We start from the raw sequence: 16,528 nt of genomic DNA on the forward strand, positions 1-16,528 counted from the left end.
CCCGCCTTGCACGAACGTCGGCTATATTGGGCTCATGTTCGAAGTGCTCGTTTTTGTCTACGAAAACTATTGGCGCGGCGATGCTTGCCCTGAACCCGAGCAACTGGGCCGCAAGCTCAGTGCGCACGGCTTCGAGGCAGAAGAGATCCGCGATGCCCTGCACTGGCTCGACGGCCTGAGCCTTGCAACGCAGGGCATGCAGATCGAACACCATGCCGACGACAAGACCATCGCCACGGTCATCCTGCGCGGCGCACCCGAAGCGGCACTGCCCCAGTCGGTCCACGCGATGCGCGTCTATTCCCAGGCCGAGCAGGAGCACCTTGGTGCGGAGTGCCTGGGCTTCATCCGTTTTCTCGAATCGGCGAACGTGCTGCCTTGCGGCCTGCGCGAGATCGTCGTCGAGCGCGCGATGGCTGCGCCGGGCGATCCGGTTGCGCTCGACGAGCTGAAGATCATCGTACTGATGGTGCACTGGAGCACCGGCATCGAGCCCGACGCATTGGTGCTCGACGAGCTTTGCGAAAGCCGCGAAGGCCGCACGGCGCACTAGGCGCCCGCCCATCGAGTTCGGTTAGTTCAACAGCCGCTCGGGGTTGGCGTCCAGCTTGGCCAGCGCCTCGCGCGTGGCACGCACCGTGAGCGTCTCTTCCTCGGCCGGCACCAGCAGGCCCGCCTGCAGATACGTCGCCAATCGCCCCACCTGGATCAGGAAGCTGCGCCCGTCCGCCGATGCGAACAGGTGCAGGCGCTTGCGGTCGCTGCGCCAGACGAACTGCACCTGGTTCACGCGGTCGTTGTGGTCGAGCATGAACCAGTTGCCCACTTGCAACTCATGCGCCCAGGCGACCATGTCTTCCGAGACCTGGGTGCCGGCGGCATCGGGAATGACCTCGATCGACGCCGCATCCACACCGAGCAGCATCTCGATGCTGTGGGCATCGAGCGGCAGGTCGGACGCACCGCCGTCGTCGCTGACGAAATCTTCCAAGTGCGCCAGCCGCTCGGCCATGGCCTCGATCTTGGCCTGCGGAATGGCCTCGGTCTTCGACAGGAAGGCGTCGGACAGCGTGGCGCCGATGATCTTGATGTGCGCTTCCTGGGGCTCGTCAATGATGCCCAGCAGGGCCATGCCCTGGCGCAGGCGCTGCAGCAGTTGCGGCAGGTCTTGAATGACGCGCGCGCGGTCAGTGCGGTTGGGCTTGGCGCTTGCGGCCCAGACCAGCTCGGAGGCCACGCGCTTGAGCATGACGGTCTGCTCGCCCTGCGCGCCATAGCGCAGCGCGGCAATCGCCAGCACCTCGGCCCAGACCTTGAACAGGAACTCGCGGATCTCGTCGCGCACCGGCATGTCGTTGAGCATCTTGCGCAACTCGATGGTGTACTGGATCGCCATTGTTTCCTTCTGCTCGACCTGCTGCGCGACGCTCATCACGCGCTGCGTGCTGTCGCTCTGCGTGAGGTAGCGGCTGAGGAAGGCCACGAACTCGTCGAACACCAGCTTGAACACACGCTGGCCGGTCTCGGGGTATTGCTCGATCACCTGCACCACGCGGCGGATCTCGTTTTCGAGCGCGCTGCCGGAGATGGCGGCCGCATCGAAGCCCATCACGCAGGAGCCCATGCGGTCGATCAGCATGCGCGCGGGATGCTGCAGCGTGCCGAAGAACTCGGGCTCGGCAATGGCCACGCGCAGCACCGGCATCTGCAGCCGCGCGAACCACACGCGGGCCGAGAACGGAATGCGTTCTTCCGCGAGGATGGCCTGGAACATCAGCGCCACGATCTCGACCGTGGCCTTGTCGGCCGTGGTGGGTGCGCGCTTCTTCAGCTCGGCGCTGCGGCGGCGCAGGTCGACCGCCGTCTGCTGCAGCAGCGTGGCCTGTTCGCCCGAGCCGTCCATGAATTGCGTGGCCGCCATCCGGTAGGCGACTTCCGCATCGGCAATGGCGCCGGCGAAGGTGCGCGAGAAAACGCGGGGCGATCCACCAGTGCCGCCGTGGCCCGCCTGCCCGCCGCCGATGCCGCCGCCCGTTGCACGCCCTTCCGCCGCCGGGACGGAGTTCTGGCCGCCTGCCCCCGAGTCGCCGCCGATGCGCCCGGTCACGAAGCGCTTGAGGCTCAGCAGCGCGGTCTGTGCGCGCTGCCGCGCGATCGTCAGCGGCGAGCCGCCGATGGTCGATGTAGGCGCCATGGTTGACGGCACCGAGGCCTGCTGCCCGCCGTCGAATCCAAAGCCGGGGCGCTGTTGCGCGCTGTAGGGTGCATCGGACGTGCCGCGGTGGTCCACCGGTCCGTTCGACGAAGCCGTGGAGCCCGTCGCGGACGGGCTGCCACCGCCCGCCCCGCCTGTGCGCCGCACGAAGCTCTTGAGGTCGATCTCCGGCATCACGCCATTGGCGATCAGGAAGGCGTTGGCGTTCTCGTAGGCCTTGACGACCCCATCGATCAGCGCCAGTTGCACCGTGTCCTGCACCCGGGTCCAGAGCCCCCGGCTCAGGCCGGCCGCCAGCCATTGCTCCACCAGCAGCTTGGCCAGCGTCTCGGGCTTGAGCACGTCCTTGGCGTCGAGCTCGCTCGTGCCTTCGAGATGCTGGATGCGCAGGCGCAGATCGCTCAGCTCGAAGCTGGCCTTGTCGTGAATCACCTGCGCCAGGCGCGACGAGAGGATGTTGCTTTCAACCACCTCGTCGCCGATCAGCTCCAGCCGCAACGCCGAGGACGAGGTCGACGGCGCGCTGCCGGTCGATGTGACCAGTGCCTTGCGCCAGCCGGTCTGGGCCAGCGAAATCCATTGGGAGCCCTGCCCCTGGAACGCCACGAAATCGTCGCGGTGTTCCTGCATGGCGCGGGCATTGCCGGCCTCCGAGGAAATCGATGTCAGCCGGTCCCGGATCGCGCGGGCCAGCGGCACGATCACGCCTTCCGTGGCCGATACGAAACGCTCACGCGTCTCGCGTGCGAGCTGCAGGGAAGAAGCGGACCGCGCAATGCTCATTGAAGGATCGGGAAAACCAAGGTAAACGATTCGTGGGCAACACCCGCGAGCTTGCATCGGGATGCGCAAGCGCACAAGTGGCGACAACGCCCGGCGTTGCATGCGAACCGCGGTGCGGCCCTGCCGCCACCGCTTTGTTTGAACCTCAAGTATCCGTCAGACCACCGCGCCGGCGTTCGGGGCGTCTTCGGACTCGCCGTCGCGCTTGGTCGGGCCGCCCTTGATCAGGTCTTCGCGCTTCACGCCCAGCCACATCGCGATCGCGGCAGCCACGAAGCACGACGAGTAGATGCCGAAGCAGATGCCGATGGTCAGCGCCAGGGCGAAGTAATGCAGGGTCGGGCCGCCGAAGAAGAACATCGACAGCACCACGAGCTGCGTGGAGCCGTGGGTGATGATCGTGCGGCTGATGGTCGAGGTGATCGCGTTGTCGATGACCTCGCTGGTCGACAGCTTCCGGTAGCGGCGGAAGTTCTCGCGCACCCGGTCGAAGATCACGACCGACTCGTTCACCGAATACCCCAGCACCGCGAGCACCGCCGCCAGCACCGCCAGCGAGAACTCCCACTGGAAGAAGGCGAAGAAGCCCAGGATGATCACCACGTCATGCAGGTTGGCCAGAACGGTAGCCAGCGCAAACTTCCATTCGAAGCGAAACGCCAGGTAGATCATGATGCCGACCACCACCATGGCCAGCGCCTTCAGGCCGTTGCTGGTCAGCTCGTCGCCCACCTGCGGTCCGACGAATTCGTTGCTGCGCAGTTCCACCGCCGGCTCGACCGCCTTCAGCGCGTCCATCACCTGGGCGCTCTGCTGGGCCGAGTTCATGCCCTTTTGCACCGGCAGGCGAATCTGCACCGAGGTGCCGAAGCTCTGGACCTGCACCTCCTGGTAGCCCAGCTTGGCGACGACCTCGCGCACCTTGCCGACGTCGGCCGATTGCTTGTAGGCCACTTCCATCACCGTGCCGCCGGTGAACTCCACCGACAGGTGAAGCCCGCGGTGGAACAGGAAGAACACGGCCAGTGCAAAGGTGACGACAGAAACGATGTTCAGCACCACCGCGTGGCGCATGAACGGAATGGTCTTGTGGATCCGGAAGAATTCCATGGCGCTTGTCCTTGGCCTTTACTTGGTTTCGGCCACGGCCGTGCCGTCGCTGTTCGGACGCCAGACGGTGCCGATCGACACGCTCTTGAGCTTCTTCTTCTGGCCGTACCAGAAGTTCACGAGACCGCGCGAGAAGAACACCGCCGAGAACATCGAGGTGACGATGCCGATGCAATGCACCACCGCAAAGCCGCGCACCGGACCCGAGCCGAAGGCCAGCAGCGCAATGCCGGCAATCAGCGTGGTCACGTTGGAGTCAAGAATGGTGCCCCACGCGCGCTCGTAGCCCGCGTGGATCGCGGCCTGCGGCGACGCTCCGTTTCGCAGTTCTTCGCGCACCCGTTCGTTGATCAGCACGTTGGAGTCGATGGCCACGCCGATGGCAAGTGCCATGGCCGCGATACCGGGCAGCGTGAGCGTAGCCTGCAGCATCGAGAGGATGGCGACCAGCAGCATCAGGTTGACCGCCAGCGCGATCGACGAGAACGCGCCGAACAGCGCGTAGTAGAAGCACATGAACACCATGATTGCGGCAAAGCCGTACATCACGCTGTCGAAGCCCTTCTTGATGTTCTCGGCACCCTGCGTCGGGCCGATCGTGCGTTCCTGGATGATTTCCATCGGCGCAGCCAGCGAGCCGGCGCGCAGCAGCAGCGCGAGGTCGTTGGCTTCGCTCACGGTCATCGAGCCCGAGACCTGGAAGCGGTTGCCCAGTTCGCCGTTGATCGAGGGAGCCGTGAGCACTTCGCCCTTGCCCTTCTCGAAGATCAGCATGGCCATGCGCTTCTTGTAGTTCTCGCGACTCACATCACGCATGATGTTGCCGCCCTTCGAGTCCATGGTCAGATCGACCTTGGGCTGGTTGCTCTGCTGGTCGAAGCCGGGCTGCGCGTCGGTGAGGTTCTCGCCGGTGACGAGCACCTGCTTCTTCACGATCACCGGACGGCCCGATCGATCGAGGAATTTCTCGGAGCCGAAAGGCACCGGTCCGCCGCCCAGTTCGGCCGCGCGGCCTTCGGGGCTTTCGTCCACCAGACGCATTTCGAGCGTGGCGGTGCGGCCGATGATGGTCTTGGCCTGGGCCGGGTCCTGCATGCCGGGCAGTTGCACGACGATGCGGTCGATGCCCTGCTGCTGGATCACCGGTTCGGCCACGCCGAGTTCGTTGATCCGGTTGTGCAGCGTGGTCACGTTCTGCTTGAGTGCCGCGTCCTGGAAGCGGCGCGCCGCTTCGGGCTTGATGCTCGCCACGATGCGCCAGTCGGTGCCCTGCTGGCTCTCGACGGTGGTGAGGTCGGGCATCTGGTCCTGGATCAGGCGACGGGCGATTTCCAGGCTGGCTTCGTCGCGCAGCGTGACCTCGACGGTCTGGCCGTTGCGGTTCACCGCGCTGCCGCGCACTTTCTTGTCGCGAAGGCCGGTGCGGATGTCACCGGCGAAGGACTCGGCCTTCTTGTCGAGCACGCCGCGCATGTCGACCTGCAGCAGGAAGTCGACCCCGCCACGCAGGTCCAGCCCCAGGTACATCGGGAAGGCGTGCAGCGCGGTCAGCCATGCGGGAGAGCGCGACACCAGGTTCAGCGCCACCACGTAGGAGGCCTCGTCCGCGTTCGGCACCAGGGCCTGCTGCAGCGCGTCGCGTGCCTTGATCTGGTCGTCGGTGGTGGCGAAACGCACGCGCACCGCGGTCGGCTCCAGCGTCAGCAGGTCGGGCGTCAGGCCGGCCGTCTTGAGCACTTCCTCCACCCGGGCCTGCGTCGACGTATCGATCTTGACGACGGACTTGGCTGCCGACACCTGCACCGCAGGCGACTCACCGAAGAAATTGGGCAGGGCATAGATGAGCCCCACGAGCAACACGATCACGATGATCGTGTACTTCCAGACCGGATAGCGGTTCATGAGCGGGCGCTTTTCACAAGCTTCAGAAATGGAACACGGCGTGACTTGGAGCCGTGCGCCGCAAAGCGCAAGGCCCGGCTCACGCTTTTATTGCTTGACGGCGCCCTTGGGCAGAACCTGGACCACAGCGCTGCGCTGCACCTTGATCTCGATGCCGTTGGCGATTTCGAGGCCCAGGTATTGATCGCCGATCGAGGTGATCTTGCCGAGCACGCCGCCGGCCGTGGCGACTTCGTCGCCCTTGGCCAGCGCTTCGATCATGGCGCGCGCTTCTTTCTGGCGCTTCATTTGCGGGCGGATCATGACGAAATACAGCACCACGAACATCAGCACCAGGGGCAGCATGCTGCCGAGCGAGGACAACATGTCACCGCCGCCGGCGGCTGCGGGCGCGGTCTGGGCGAAAGCAGAGGAAATGAACAAGAGAGTCTCCAACAGAGGGAAGAGAGAACGAGAGGAGCGCGGACCGGGGTCCGTCATTCCACCGCTTCGCGGCCACAGGGAAAACGGGCCGCAAATCAAAGCTTGGCGGGGCTTGGCCGCGCACAGCACCGGGCATTGTATTCGGGGCGCGGCGCCCCTCAGTGCGCTATCCCGGCGCGACGCGCGGGGCTTTCAGGACGCTTCCGGGCTCTGCATTTGCTGCATATTTGATAGCAACTCCTGCAAATATCACCGGCTTTTGGCGCTTTTCCGGACAGCAGCGCATTGCACGCGGAAGCCGGGGCCACAGCCGCCAGACAATTCGATCCGCATGACGCGCAAAGCAAGGAGCCTCCATGAGCAAGCGCAATCGCTTGACGACAGCCAACACCGCACCGGCGCTTCACGAGGGGCTGAATCCACTGCTGGTGGACCTGCGGCAACTGATCGAGCAAGCCCGGCAAACGGCGGCCGCCGCCGTGAACGCGGGACTGACGCTCATGTACTGGCGCATCGGCCAGCGCATCCGCACCGAAGTGCTGGGCGGCCAGCGTGCCGGCTACGGGGAAGAAATTGTCGCGACGCTGTCACGACAATTGGCGAGCGACTACGGACGCGGCTTCGAGGAGAAGAACCTGCGGCGCATGATGCAGTTCGCCGAAGTGTTCCCGTCCGAGCAAATTGTCGTACCGCTGATACGACATTTGAGATGGACGCACTTTCTCGCGTTGCTGCCGGTCAAGGACCCGCTCGCCCGCGACTTCTACGCACAGATGTGCCAACTGGAAGGCTGGAGCGTTCGCACGCTGCGCGAGCGCATCGGCTCGCTGCTCTACGAGCGCACCGCGGTCTCGCGCCAGCCCGACGTGTTGATCCGCCAGGAACTCGACGAACTGCAATGCCAGAACCCGACCGAACCGGCGTTGCTGTTGAAAGACCCTTTGTGCTCGACTTCCTGGGCTTGCAGGACCGCCATCTGGAGAAGGACCTCGAAGACGCCATCCTGCGCGAGCTGGAGAGTTTTCTGCTCGAACTCGGGGCGGGCTTCAGCTTTGTGGCGCGGCAACGGCGCATCCAGCTCGACAACGATGACTTCTACATCGACCTGCTTTTCTACAACCGCAAGCTGCGCCGCCTGGTGGCGATCGAGCTGAAGCTGGGCGAATTCCGCGCCGAATACAAGGGCCAGATGGAGCTGTACCTGCGCTGGCTGGCCCGCCACGACCAGGAGCCGGGTGACGCGCCCCCGCTCGGCATCATTCTCTGCACCGGCAAGAAGCAGGAGCAGATCGAACTGCTGGAGCTGAACAAGTCAGGCATCCACGTGGCGGAATACCTCACCGTCCTGCCGCCCCGCGAAGTGTTCGAGCAGAAGATTCACGGCGCCCTGATGGCTGCACGCGCGCGGCTGGATGGCCGGCTCGCGGACAAGGCCGACTGAGCCGACCTCCAGCAATCCCGGATCAGGCAGCCGCGCGCTGCGCCTGCGGATTGCGCCACTTGGCCAGCAGCTCGCTCCAGCGAGTGCGGGCCGCCGCAAGGTTGCGTTCCTTGACGTGGCCATAGCCGCGAATCTGCTCCGGCAGCCCGGCGATTTCCAACGCCAGCGCGTGGTTGTCGGCACGCAGGGCGCCGATCACTTCCTCGATGCTGGCGCGGTATTCGCCGATCAGCGCGCGCTCGGTCTTGCGCTCTTCGGTGCGGCCGAAGATGTCGAGGGCCGTACCGCGCACGCCCTTGAGCTTCGCGAGGAACTTGAAGCCGGTCAGCATCCAGGGCCCGAACTTCTGCTTCTGCAGTTGGCCCTTGGCGTTCTTCTTGGCCATGAGCGGCGGTGCCAGGTGGTAGTTGAGCTTGTAGTCACCCTCGAACATGCCTTCGACGCGGTCCAGGAAAGTCCGATCGGTGTGCAGGCGCGCGACTTCGTACTCGTCCTTGTACGCCATCAGCTTGAACAGGTAGCGGGCCACCGTTTCGGTCAGGCCGGTCTTGTTGCCCAGTGCCGACTCCGCCTTTTGCACCTTGCCGATGAACTGCTTGTACTGCTCGGCGTAAGCGGCGTTCTGGTAGCCGGTCAGAAACTCCGCGCGGCGCGCGACGAGGGCCTCGACCGTCTCGCGCTTCTTGAACTCGATGACCTGTCCCGGGCGCACGCGCTTTTGCAGTTCTTCAGGGCGCACGGCGGCCTGGCGGCCCCATTCGAAGGCGGTCTTGTTGTTCTCGATGGCCACGGCGTTCAGCTCGATGGCGCGCATCAGCGACTCGTGCGCCAGCGGGATCCAGCCCTTTTGCCAGGCGTAGCCCAGGATCATCGGGTTGACGTAGATGCTGTCGCCCATCAGCGTGGTCGCGGCCGCATCGGCGTCGAAGGTGCCCATGCCGTCGATGCCCACGGCGCGCGCGATCTCGGCGGCGCAGGCGTCTTCGGGGTTCTGCCAGTTGGCGTTGCGCACGAAGGCGGCGGTGGGTGAGCTGTGGCTGTTGAGCGCCACGTGCGTGCGCCCTTCGCGCATGCGCGCCATGGTTTCGCCGTTGATCGCGACCAGCGGATCGCAGGCCAGGATCAGATCGGCCGCCGCAGTACCGACGCGCGTGGTGCGGATGTCGTCCTGCGTGTCGCCGATCAGCACGTGGCTCCAGGTGGCGCCGCCCTTTTGCGCCAGGCCCGCCGCGTCCTGCGTGACGATGCCCTTGGCTTCGATGTGCGCGGCCATGCCGAGCAGTTGGCCGATGGTGATGACGCCGGTGCCGCCGACGCCCGCCACCACCACGCCCCAGACCTTGCCGCCGTCCAGCGACGGAATCGCCGGCTCGGGCAGCAGGCCGAACTCGGCCGGCGTGGCCGCCTTGTTCTTGCCCTTCTTCTTGAGCTGGCCGCCTTCGACCGACACGAAGCTCGGGCAGAAGCCCTTCAGGCAGCTCATGTCCTTGTTGCAGCTGCTCTGGTTGATGGTGCGCTTGCGGCCGAATTCGGTTTCCAGCGGCTCCACGGAGAGGCAATTGCTCTGCACGCTGCAGTCGCCGCAGCCTTCACAGACCAGCTCGTTGATGACCACGCGCTTGGCCGGATCGACGGCCGTGCCCCGCTTGCGGCGGCGGCGCTTCTCGGTCGCGCAGGTCTGGTCGTAGATGATGGCCGTGGTGCCGGGCATCGCGCGGAATTCGCGCTGGATTTCGTCGAGCAGGTCGCGGTGCTTGACCTGCACGTGGTCGCCCGGAATCGAAACGCCCTCGTACTTCTCGGGCTCGTCGGTCACGATCACGACCTTCTTCGTGCCTTCGGCATGCAGGCTCTCGGCGATCTGCAGCACCGAGTGGCCTTCGGGCCGCTCGCCGACCTGCTGGCCGCCGGTCATGGCGACCGCGTCGTTGTAGAGGATCTTGTAGGTGATGTTCACGCCGGCCGCGATGCTCTGGCGAATCGCGAGCAGGCCGCTGTGGAAGTACGTGCCGTCGCCCAGGTTCGCGAAGATGTGCTGGTCGGTGGTGAAAGGCTGCTGGCCGACCCATGGCACGCCCTCGCCGCCCATCTGCGTGAAGCCGATGGTGGAGCGGTCCATCCAGGTCGCCATGAAGTGGCAGCCGATGCCGCCCATCGCGCGCGAGCCTTCGGGCACCACGGTGCTGGTGTTGTGCGGGCAGCCCGAGCAGAACCACGGCTGGCGCGTGGCGTCGGCCACGCTGGTGGAAGCCTGCTGCACCACCATCGAACGCTCCTTGGCTTCGAGGATGGCGAGCTGCGCGTCGATGCGGGCGGCCATGTCGGCGCCGGCGGCGGCCAGCAGGCCGGTCTTCTTCAGTCGCGCGGCAATGGCCTTGGCGATGAGCGCGGGGCTCAGGTCGGCGTTGGCGCGCAGCAGCGTGTGCGAGGTCGGGTTGGGCATCGACCATTCACCGCCGGAGTAGCCGTCGTCGCTCGCGCCCTGGCCTTCGTCGAACTTGCCGACCACGTTGGGCCGCACGTCCGAGCGCCAGTTGTAGAGCTCTTCCTTGAGCTGGTATTCGATGACCTGGCGCTTTTCTTCAACCACCAGGATCTCTTGCAGGCCGGTGGCGAATTCGCGCGTGAGCTGCGCTTCGAGCGGCCACACCACGGCCACCTTGTGCAGGCGAATGCCGAGCTGGCGGCAGGCCGCGTCATCGAGCCCCAGGTCCAGCAGTGCCTGGCGCGTGTCGTTGAAGGCCTTGCCGCTGGCCATGATGCCGAAGCGGTCGTTCGGGCCTTGAATCACGTTGTGGTTCAGCCGGTTGGCGCGGATGTAGGCCAGCGCGGCGTACCACTTGTAGTGCATGAGCCGGGCTTCCTGCTCCAGCGCATGGTCGGGCCAGCGGATGTGCAGGCCGCCGGGCGGCATTTCGAAGTCGGTGGGAATGACGATCTCGACGCGCTCGGGATCGATCATGGCCGTGGCGCTCGACTCGACGATCTCCTGGATCGTCTTCATGCCCGACCACACGCCCGAGAAGCGGCTCATGGCGAAGGCGTGGATGCCCAGGTCCAGAATTTCCTGCACGCTGGTCGGAAAGAACACCGGCGTGCCGCAGGCCTTGAAGATGTGATCGCTCTGGTGGGCGGCCGTGCTGCTCTTGGAGATGTGGTCGTCGCCGGCCACCGCGATCACGCCGCCGAATTCGGTGGTGCCCGCCATGTTGGCGTGCTTGAAGACGTCGGAGCAGCGGTCCACGCCCGGGCCCTTGCCGTACCAGATGCCGAAGACGCCGTCGAACTTGTTGGTGCCTTGCGGCGAAAAGCCCAGTTGCTGCGTGCCCCAGAGCGCGGTGGCCGCGAGTTCTTCGTTCACGCCCGGCTGGAAGACGATGTTCTGTTCCTTGAGGAACTTGCTGGCCTTCCACAGCGCCTGGTCGTAGCCGCCGAGCGGGGAGCCGCGGTAGCCGCTGATGAAGCCGGCGGTGTTCTTGCCGGCCTGCTTGTCGCGCAACTGCTGAAGCATCGGCAGCTTCACCAGGGCCTGAACGCCGCTCATGAAAGCGCGGCCGTAATCAAGGGAGTACTTGTCGTCGAGCGTGACGGTTTCTAGCGCGCGGCGGATGTGCTCGGGCAGCGGGGCGTTCATGTTGTCTGTCTCCGTATGGCAGGGCCTTTTGAGCCTGGCTGATTGACTGTGGGTCTGTGCCCGGTAGGGCGCGAGCCCATGATCACGCAAAGTGTATGCCGGGGTCCGCGACAGGTGTTTGCGTTCTTTGCCCCGAAAAAGCAGGTTCCAGAAAGAATCTTGCTTAATATCGGCGTCCATGGAAAGCATTGACAAGTTCGACCTCGCAATCCTGCAAGAACTGCAGGCCGACGGCCGCCTCACCAACGCGGAGCTTGCGCAGCGCGTGGGCCTCTCGGCCGCGCCGTGCTGGCGCCGGGTGCGGGCGCTGGAGGAAGCGGGCTTCATCAAGGGCTATCACGCCGAGATCGACCGCCACAAGATAGGGCTCGGCGTGCTCGCTTTCGTGCGCGTGGACACCGAGCGTGTCACCAACGAGGCCACGCGCAAGCTGGAGGATGCGATTCGCAAAATGCCCGAGGTGGTGGCCTGCCACTACATCAGCGGCACCGGCACCTTCGAGCTGCAGGTGGTGGCGCAAGACCTGAACGGCTTTTCGGCCTTCGCGCGGCAGCACCTGATGAACCTGCCGAACGTGAAAGACCTGCACACCAGCTTCTCGCTGGGCGAGGTGAAGGCGAGCAGCGCGCTGCCGCTGGGGCATCTGGCAAAGTAGAAAAAAGGGAACGCCATGAATCTCGAAGCAAGCAGCCGGGCACTGTCCTATCTGCAGCAAATCCACCTGCTGACCGACGCGGAACACGCCGCGGCCGCGAACGATCCGGAACGGGCCAACGCCCCGCTGCGCACGCCGGCCGAAGCCCTGGCCTGGGTCGTGGCCCGCGAGATCGTGTTGCAGCAGCAGCTTGCCGGGCTGCCGGCCCGCGCGGGCGCCGGCCGGGAAAACGAAGCGCAGGCCATCGTCTCGGAAGCCACCGGCCTGATCAGCAACAGCGACTTTCCGTTGCCGGCCTGGGCGCTGCTCCAGATGAACCTGCTGGAGCGCCGCATGCAGGACGGCGTGAGCGCCGAGGCGCTCGACCAGTTGCTGGCCATGCAACTGATCGATGCGGCGCAGCATGCGCACAGCCTGTCGATGCTGCCCACGCACCAGGAAGCCTGGGCCGCGCCCGATTCGCTGCCCGCCACGCTGGCCTGGACGGTGCTTGGTTCGGGCGCGCTGAGCGAGGACGACCTGAAGGCGCTGGCCGGCCGCGCGGAGCACGCCGACCTTGTCGCGGACGCCATCGCCCGTATCGCCGGCGCGCCGATGGTGACGCGCACGACGACGAAATCGACGTCCTTCTCCACCAGCACGCTCTCGTTCACCACGACTTCGTCGTCGTCCGCGTCGCCGTTGTCGCCCGTGTCGTCCTCACAGACACGGACGCAAACATGGACATCGACGCGCACGCCAACACAGGCGCCAACGCCGGGCCTCGTTCCCAACCGCTGGAAGCTGATCGGCCTTGCCGTGGTCGCGCTGATCGCGCTCTACCTGCTCTTCGGCCGCTGAAGGCACGCGCCCTTCACCCAGCACCATTCAACGCCGCTCGCTGCTGCTGGCCTCGCGAATGGCGCCGAATTCCGATCCCGCGCCCCACGCCGGCCAGCGCCGGCTGTTGGCCAGCGTCTCGCCGACGCGGTAGAGCAGCGGCAGGTCGTGCGCCATGCCGGTGAAGGACCAGTCGGCCTGCCATTCGTCGGCCGGCTGGTGGTAGCGATCGGCGGTGTAGGCCTTGCTGGCGGCTTCGCCGGCCGCGAGGCCGCCCGCCACCCAGTCGTTGCCCGAGGCGAACGACAGCGCCGGCACGCCGCGCTTGGCGAACGAGAAATGGTCGGAGCGGAAGAAATGGCCGGCCTCGGGGTGCGGGTCGGTCGCGTAGGCCAGGCCGAAGCCCTTGGCCTGCGCGACCAGCAGGTCCTGCAACTGCGAGGCCGCGCTACCCGAGGTGCTGAAGTTGCGCGCCGGGCCTTCGGGGCTCAGCGCGTCCATGTTGATCACGGCCACGGTCCTGGCCAGCGGGTACAGCGGCTTGGCGCCGTAGTACTCGGAGCCCAGCAGGCCGCGCTCCTCGGCCGTCACGGCCAGGAAGACGACGGAGCGCTCGGGCTTCTTCGGCGCGCTGGCAAAGGCGCGGCCCATCTCGATCAGCGCGGCCAGGCCAGTGCCGTTGTCGACCGCGCCGTTGTAGATCTTGTCGCCCTTCGCATCGGGCGCGCCCACGCCCAGGTGGTCCCAGTGGGCGCTGTAGATCACCGTTTCGCCGGGGTGCTTGCGGCCTTCGACGCGGCCCACCACGTTCTTCGAGACGATCACCTGCCGATCGATCGCGTACTCGGCCGACAGGCTCGCGTCCTTGAGCACCTGGGGCTGGAACTCGCGCGTCTGCGCGAGCTTCTTCTGTGCCTCGAAATCCAGCCCCGCGCGGCGCAGCAGATCGACCGCCACGTCGCGCTGAATCCATGCCTCCAGCTTGGGATGCACGGCCGCAGGCTGGTCGCGCTCGATGTCGAACATGGTCGCGGTGTTGGAGTTTTTCACCGTGGCCCAGCCATAGGCGGCCGGCGCGGTCTCGTGCACGATCAGCACGCCCAGCGCACCCCGGCGCGCGGCCTCCTCGAACTTGTAGGTCCAGCGGCCGTAGTAGGTCATGGCCTTGCCGCCGAAGTCGCCGCTACCGGTTTCGAAATCGGGGTCGTTGACCAGCACGACGGCGATCTTGCCCTTCAGGTCGACACCCTTGTAGTCGTCCCAGCGCCGCTCGGGTGCGCTCACGCCATAGCCCACGAAGACCAGCGGTGCCTGCCGGATCGCGACCGAGGTCGAGCCGTCGAGCGCCGCGCGCACCGCGATCTGCTCGCCCTGCACCAGCGCATCGCGCTGCGAGCCGACCTGCAGCGTGATCTGCGGCGTGCCGCGAAACTCGGTCTTCACCAGCGGCACGGCCTGCGTCCAGCCGCGCTTGCCGCCTTCGAGGTCGCCGCCGGGCACGAGGCCCGCCGCCTTGAACTGGGCCACGAGATAGTCGACCGTCTTGCCCTCGGCCGGCGTGGCCGGCGCGCGGCCTTCGAAGTCGTCGCCCGAGACGGTCTTCACGATCTGCGACAGGCGCTGCGGATCGAAGCGCGGCGCCGGATCGGCGGCCAGCGCACCGCCAGCGCTCCACGCGAGGCCGACGCCGCAACAAAGAAGGGAAATGGCACGCCGCTGGATCATGCAAGGCTCCTGGATGGGGGGATGCTCCGGATACTAGACAGCCGGCCGCAGCCACCGCGCGATGCCCCCGGCCTTCCCCCGAGAACCTTAGTTAGCCGCCTCCCGACGAGGCCTGCCAAAGGGCATCCGATAGTGAACGCCTAAAATCCCCGCCCACCACATCCCGCCACCGCGGACAAAGAGGACCTCGAATGAACCCCATCCGCCGCGCCCTGGCCCTCGGCCTTGCCGTCGCCACGCTCGCCTTCGGTGCCCAGGCACAGAACCGCGAACTCACCGTGGCCTCCAGCGCCACCTACGCGCCCTTCGCCTTCGAGAACAAGGACAAGCAGATCGTCGGCTTCGACATCGACATCATCAATGCCATCGCCAAGCAGCAGGGCCTGAAGATCAAGATCGTCAACACGCCCTTCACCGGCATCTTCGGCGCGCTGAACAACGGCGACGTCGACCTGGTGATCTCGGGCGTGACCATCAACGACAAGCGCAAGCAAAGCTACGACTTCACGCCGCCCTACTTCGCGGCCCGCCAGTTGATCGCGCTGCCGAAGAACAGCAAGGTCGCCTCGCTGAAGGACCTGGCCGGCAAGAAGATCGCCGTGGTCAGCGCCTCCACCGCCGACGACATCGCCTCGCGCGAGTTCGGCAAGACCAGCCCCGACATCCGCCGCTTCGAGAGCACGCCGCTCATCATTTCCGAGCTGGCCGGCGGCGGCGTCGATGCCGCCATGGGCGACAACGGCGTGATCGCCTACCGCGTGGCGCAGAACCCCGAGCTGAAGACCCTCGACGACAAGTCCTTCCCCGAAGAGGGCTTCGGCATCGTCGTGAAGAAGGGCGACAAGGCCCTGCTCGACAAGCTCAGCGCCGGCCTGGCCGCCATCCGCGCCGACGGCAGCTACGTGACGATCTACAAGAAGTGGTTCAACAAGGACCCGAACGTGCGCTGAGCCGCACGGCACCTGTGACCCGATCACGGCCGCCCACGAAGCGGCCGTTTGTTTTTTCAGAGTGATGACGCGAAGGCGATGAATATGGAACAACCGATCCTGCTCTTTGGATGGTTTCGATGGGACATCCTGGTCGAATACAAGGACCTGTTCTGGCAAGGCGCATGGATGACGCTGCGCATGACGGTGGTGTGCGTGCTGCTGGGTTCGAGCTGGGGCCTGTGCCTGGCGCTCGCGCGCCTGGCGCAGCCGCGCCACGCGCCCTGGACCTGGGTCGCGCGCTTCTTCCTGCGCTGGCCCGCCACGGTGTATGTGAGCTTCTTTCGCGGCACGCCGCTGTTCGTGCAGATCCTGTTGATCCACTTCGCTGTGATGCCGGTGTTCATCCACCCGACCTCGGGCCTGCTGATCGACGGCGAACTCGCGCGCACGCTCAAGCAGGAGCACGGCGCGCTCATCTCCGGCGTGGTGGCGCTCACGCTCAACTCGGCGGCCTACATCTCGGAGGTGTTCCGCGCCGGCATCCAGTCGATCTCGCGCGGGCAGTTCGATGCCGGCCGTTCGCTCGGCTTCTCGCCCGCGCAGGTAATGCGCTACGTGGTGCTGCCGCAGGCCTTCCGCCGCATGCTGCCGCCGCTGGGCAACAACGCGATCGCGCTGCTGAAAGACACCTCGCTGGTGTCCGCCATCGGCCTGGCCGAGCTGGCCTATGCGGCACGCACGGTGGCGGGCGCCTATGCGCGCTACTGGGAGCCGTACCTGGCGATCTCGGTCATCTACTGGGTCATGACGCTGGTGCTCACGACGATGCTGCGCCGCCTTGAAATCCGCCTCGCGCGCAGCGACCGGGGCTGACAAGGGGTGAGAGAAA

11 protein-coding genes and 1 pseudogene are annotated in these 16,528 nt (G+C 66.0%); 6 read left to right on the forward strand and 6 right to left on the reverse strand.

Going from position 1 to position 16,528, the window contains the following annotated elements; translation table 11 throughout:
* Window positions 1-34: 34 nt before the first annotated feature.
* Complete coding sequence (locus ACSFB7_RS14575) at window positions 35-553, forward strand: Smg family protein (RefSeq protein WP_435471210.1); 519 nt, start codon at window positions 35-37, stop codon at window positions 551-553.
* A gap of 21 nt (window positions 554-574) precedes the next feature.
* On the opposite strand, the gene ACSFB7_RS14580 is transcribed toward ACSFB7_RS14575, so the two are convergent.
* The 4 genes from ACSFB7_RS14580 to yajC form a co-directional block, all read right to left on the reverse strand.
* Complete coding sequence (locus ACSFB7_RS14580) at window positions 575-2,998, reverse strand: DUF1631 family protein (protein WP_435471212.1); 2,424 nt, start codon at window positions 2,996-2,998, stop codon at window positions 575-577.
* 156 nt (window positions 2,999-3,154) lie between these two features.
* Window positions 3,155-4,108, reverse strand: a complete 954-nt coding sequence (secF, locus tag ACSFB7_RS14585; protein WP_435471214.1) for a protein translocase subunit SecF — start codon at window positions 4,106-4,108, stop codon at window positions 3,155-3,157.
* 18 nt (window positions 4,109-4,126) lie between these two features.
* Complete coding sequence (secD, locus tag ACSFB7_RS14590; protein WP_435471216.1) at window positions 4,127-6,010, reverse strand: protein translocase subunit SecD; 1,884 nt, start codon at window positions 6,008-6,010, stop codon at window positions 4,127-4,129.
* An 87-nt stretch (window positions 6,011-6,097) separates the two neighbouring features.
* On the reverse strand, window positions 6,098-6,433 hold the full coding sequence (gene yajC / locus ACSFB7_RS14595) for a preprotein translocase subunit YajC (RefSeq protein ID WP_435471218.1): 336 nt from the start codon (window positions 6,431-6,433) through the stop codon (window positions 6,098-6,100).
* A gap of 356 nt (window positions 6,434-6,789) precedes the next feature.
* Between yajC and ACSFB7_RS14600 the strand changes: the two are divergent.
* A pseudogene (locus ACSFB7_RS14600) lies at window positions 6,790-7,874 on the forward strand (PDDEXK nuclease domain-containing protein).
* A 22-nt stretch (window positions 7,875-7,896) separates the two neighbouring features.
* Here ACSFB7_RS14600 and ACSFB7_RS14605 read toward each other — a convergent pair.
* Window positions 7,897-11,508 (reverse strand): indolepyruvate ferredoxin oxidoreductase family protein, encoded by a 3,612-nt coding sequence (locus tag ACSFB7_RS14605; RefSeq protein ID WP_435471220.1) that lies wholly within the window; start codon window positions 11,506-11,508, stop codon window positions 7,897-7,899.
* A 178-nt stretch (window positions 11,509-11,686) separates the two neighbouring features.
* On the opposite strand from ACSFB7_RS14605, the gene ACSFB7_RS14610 reads away from it, so the two are divergent.
* A complete protein-coding gene (locus ACSFB7_RS14610; protein WP_187112838.1) occupies window positions 11,687-12,163 on the forward strand; it encodes an Lrp/AsnC family transcriptional regulator in 477 nt (158 codons plus the stop codon).
* 15 nt (window positions 12,164-12,178) lie between these two features.
* Window positions 12,179-13,003 carry a hypothetical protein gene (locus ACSFB7_RS14615; RefSeq protein ID WP_435471223.1) on the forward strand — a complete coding sequence of 275 codons (825 nt, stop codon included), beginning with the start codon at window positions 12,179-12,181 and terminating at the stop codon, window positions 13,001-13,003.
* Between the two features lie 27 nt (window positions 13,004-13,030).
* On the opposite strand, the gene ACSFB7_RS14620 is transcribed toward ACSFB7_RS14615, so the two are convergent.
* Window positions 13,031-14,707 carry a M28 family metallopeptidase gene (locus tag ACSFB7_RS14620; RefSeq protein ID WP_435471225.1) on the reverse strand — a complete coding sequence of 559 codons (1,677 nt, stop codon included), beginning with the start codon at window positions 14,705-14,707 and terminating at the stop codon, window positions 13,031-13,033.
* A 191-nt stretch (window positions 14,708-14,898) separates the two neighbouring features.
* Here ACSFB7_RS14620 and ACSFB7_RS14625 point away from each other — a divergent pair, with 191 nt between their 5' ends.
* Both ACSFB7_RS14625 and ACSFB7_RS14630 read left to right on the forward strand, forming a co-directional pair.
* A complete protein-coding gene (locus ACSFB7_RS14625) occupies window positions 14,899-15,657 on the forward strand; it encodes a basic amino acid ABC transporter substrate-binding protein (protein WP_435471227.1) in 759 nt (252 codons plus the stop codon).
* 84 nt (window positions 15,658-15,741) lie between these two features.
* Window positions 15,742-16,512 carry an amino acid ABC transporter permease gene (locus tag ACSFB7_RS14630; RefSeq protein WP_285413962.1) on the forward strand — a complete coding sequence of 257 codons (771 nt, stop codon included), beginning with the start codon at window positions 15,742-15,744 and terminating at the stop codon, window positions 16,510-16,512.
* Window positions 16,513-16,528 lie beyond the last annotated feature (16 nt).

Source organism: Variovorax raffinosi (assembly GCF_051216615.1).
GTDB lineage: Bacteria > Pseudomonadota > Gammaproteobacteria > Burkholderiales > Burkholderiaceae_C > Variovorax.

Excerpts from the sequence above, each read along its gene's own strand:
- ACSFB7_RS14575 (WP_435471210.1), top strand. The coding sequence starts at position 35 with ATGTTCGAAGTGCTCGTTTTTGTCTACGAAAACTATTGGCGCGGCGAT.
- ACSFB7_RS14580 (WP_435471212.1), bottom strand. The coding sequence starts at position 2,998 with ATGAGCATTGCGCGGTCCGCTTCTTCCCTGCAGCTCGCACGCGAGACG.
- secF (WP_435471214.1), bottom strand. The coding sequence starts at position 4,108 with ATGGAATTCTTCCGGATCCACAAGACCATTCCGTTCATGCGCCACGCG.
- secD (WP_435471216.1), bottom strand. The coding sequence starts at position 6,010 with ATGAACCGCTATCCGGTCTGGAAGTACACGATCATCGTGATCGTGTTG.
- ACSFB7_RS14605 (WP_435471220.1), bottom strand. The coding sequence starts at position 11,508 with ATGAACGCCCCGCTGCCCGAGCACATCCGCCGCGCGCTAGAAACCGTC.
- ACSFB7_RS14610 (WP_187112838.1), top strand. The coding sequence starts at position 11,687 with ATGGAAAGCATTGACAAGTTCGACCTCGCAATCCTGCAAGAACTGCAG.
- ACSFB7_RS14615 (WP_435471223.1), top strand. The coding sequence starts at position 12,179 with ATGAATCTCGAAGCAAGCAGCCGGGCACTGTCCTATCTGCAGCAAATC.
- ACSFB7_RS14620 (WP_435471225.1), bottom strand. The coding sequence starts at position 14,707 with ATGATCCAGCGGCGTGCCATTTCCCTTCTTTGTTGCGGCGTCGGCCTC.
- ACSFB7_RS14625 (WP_435471227.1), top strand. The coding sequence starts at position 14,899 with ATGAACCCCATCCGCCGCGCCCTGGCCCTCGGCCTTGCCGTCGCCACG.
- ACSFB7_RS14630 (WP_285413962.1), top strand. The coding sequence starts at position 15,742 with ATGGAACAACCGATCCTGCTCTTTGGATGGTTTCGATGGGACATCCTG.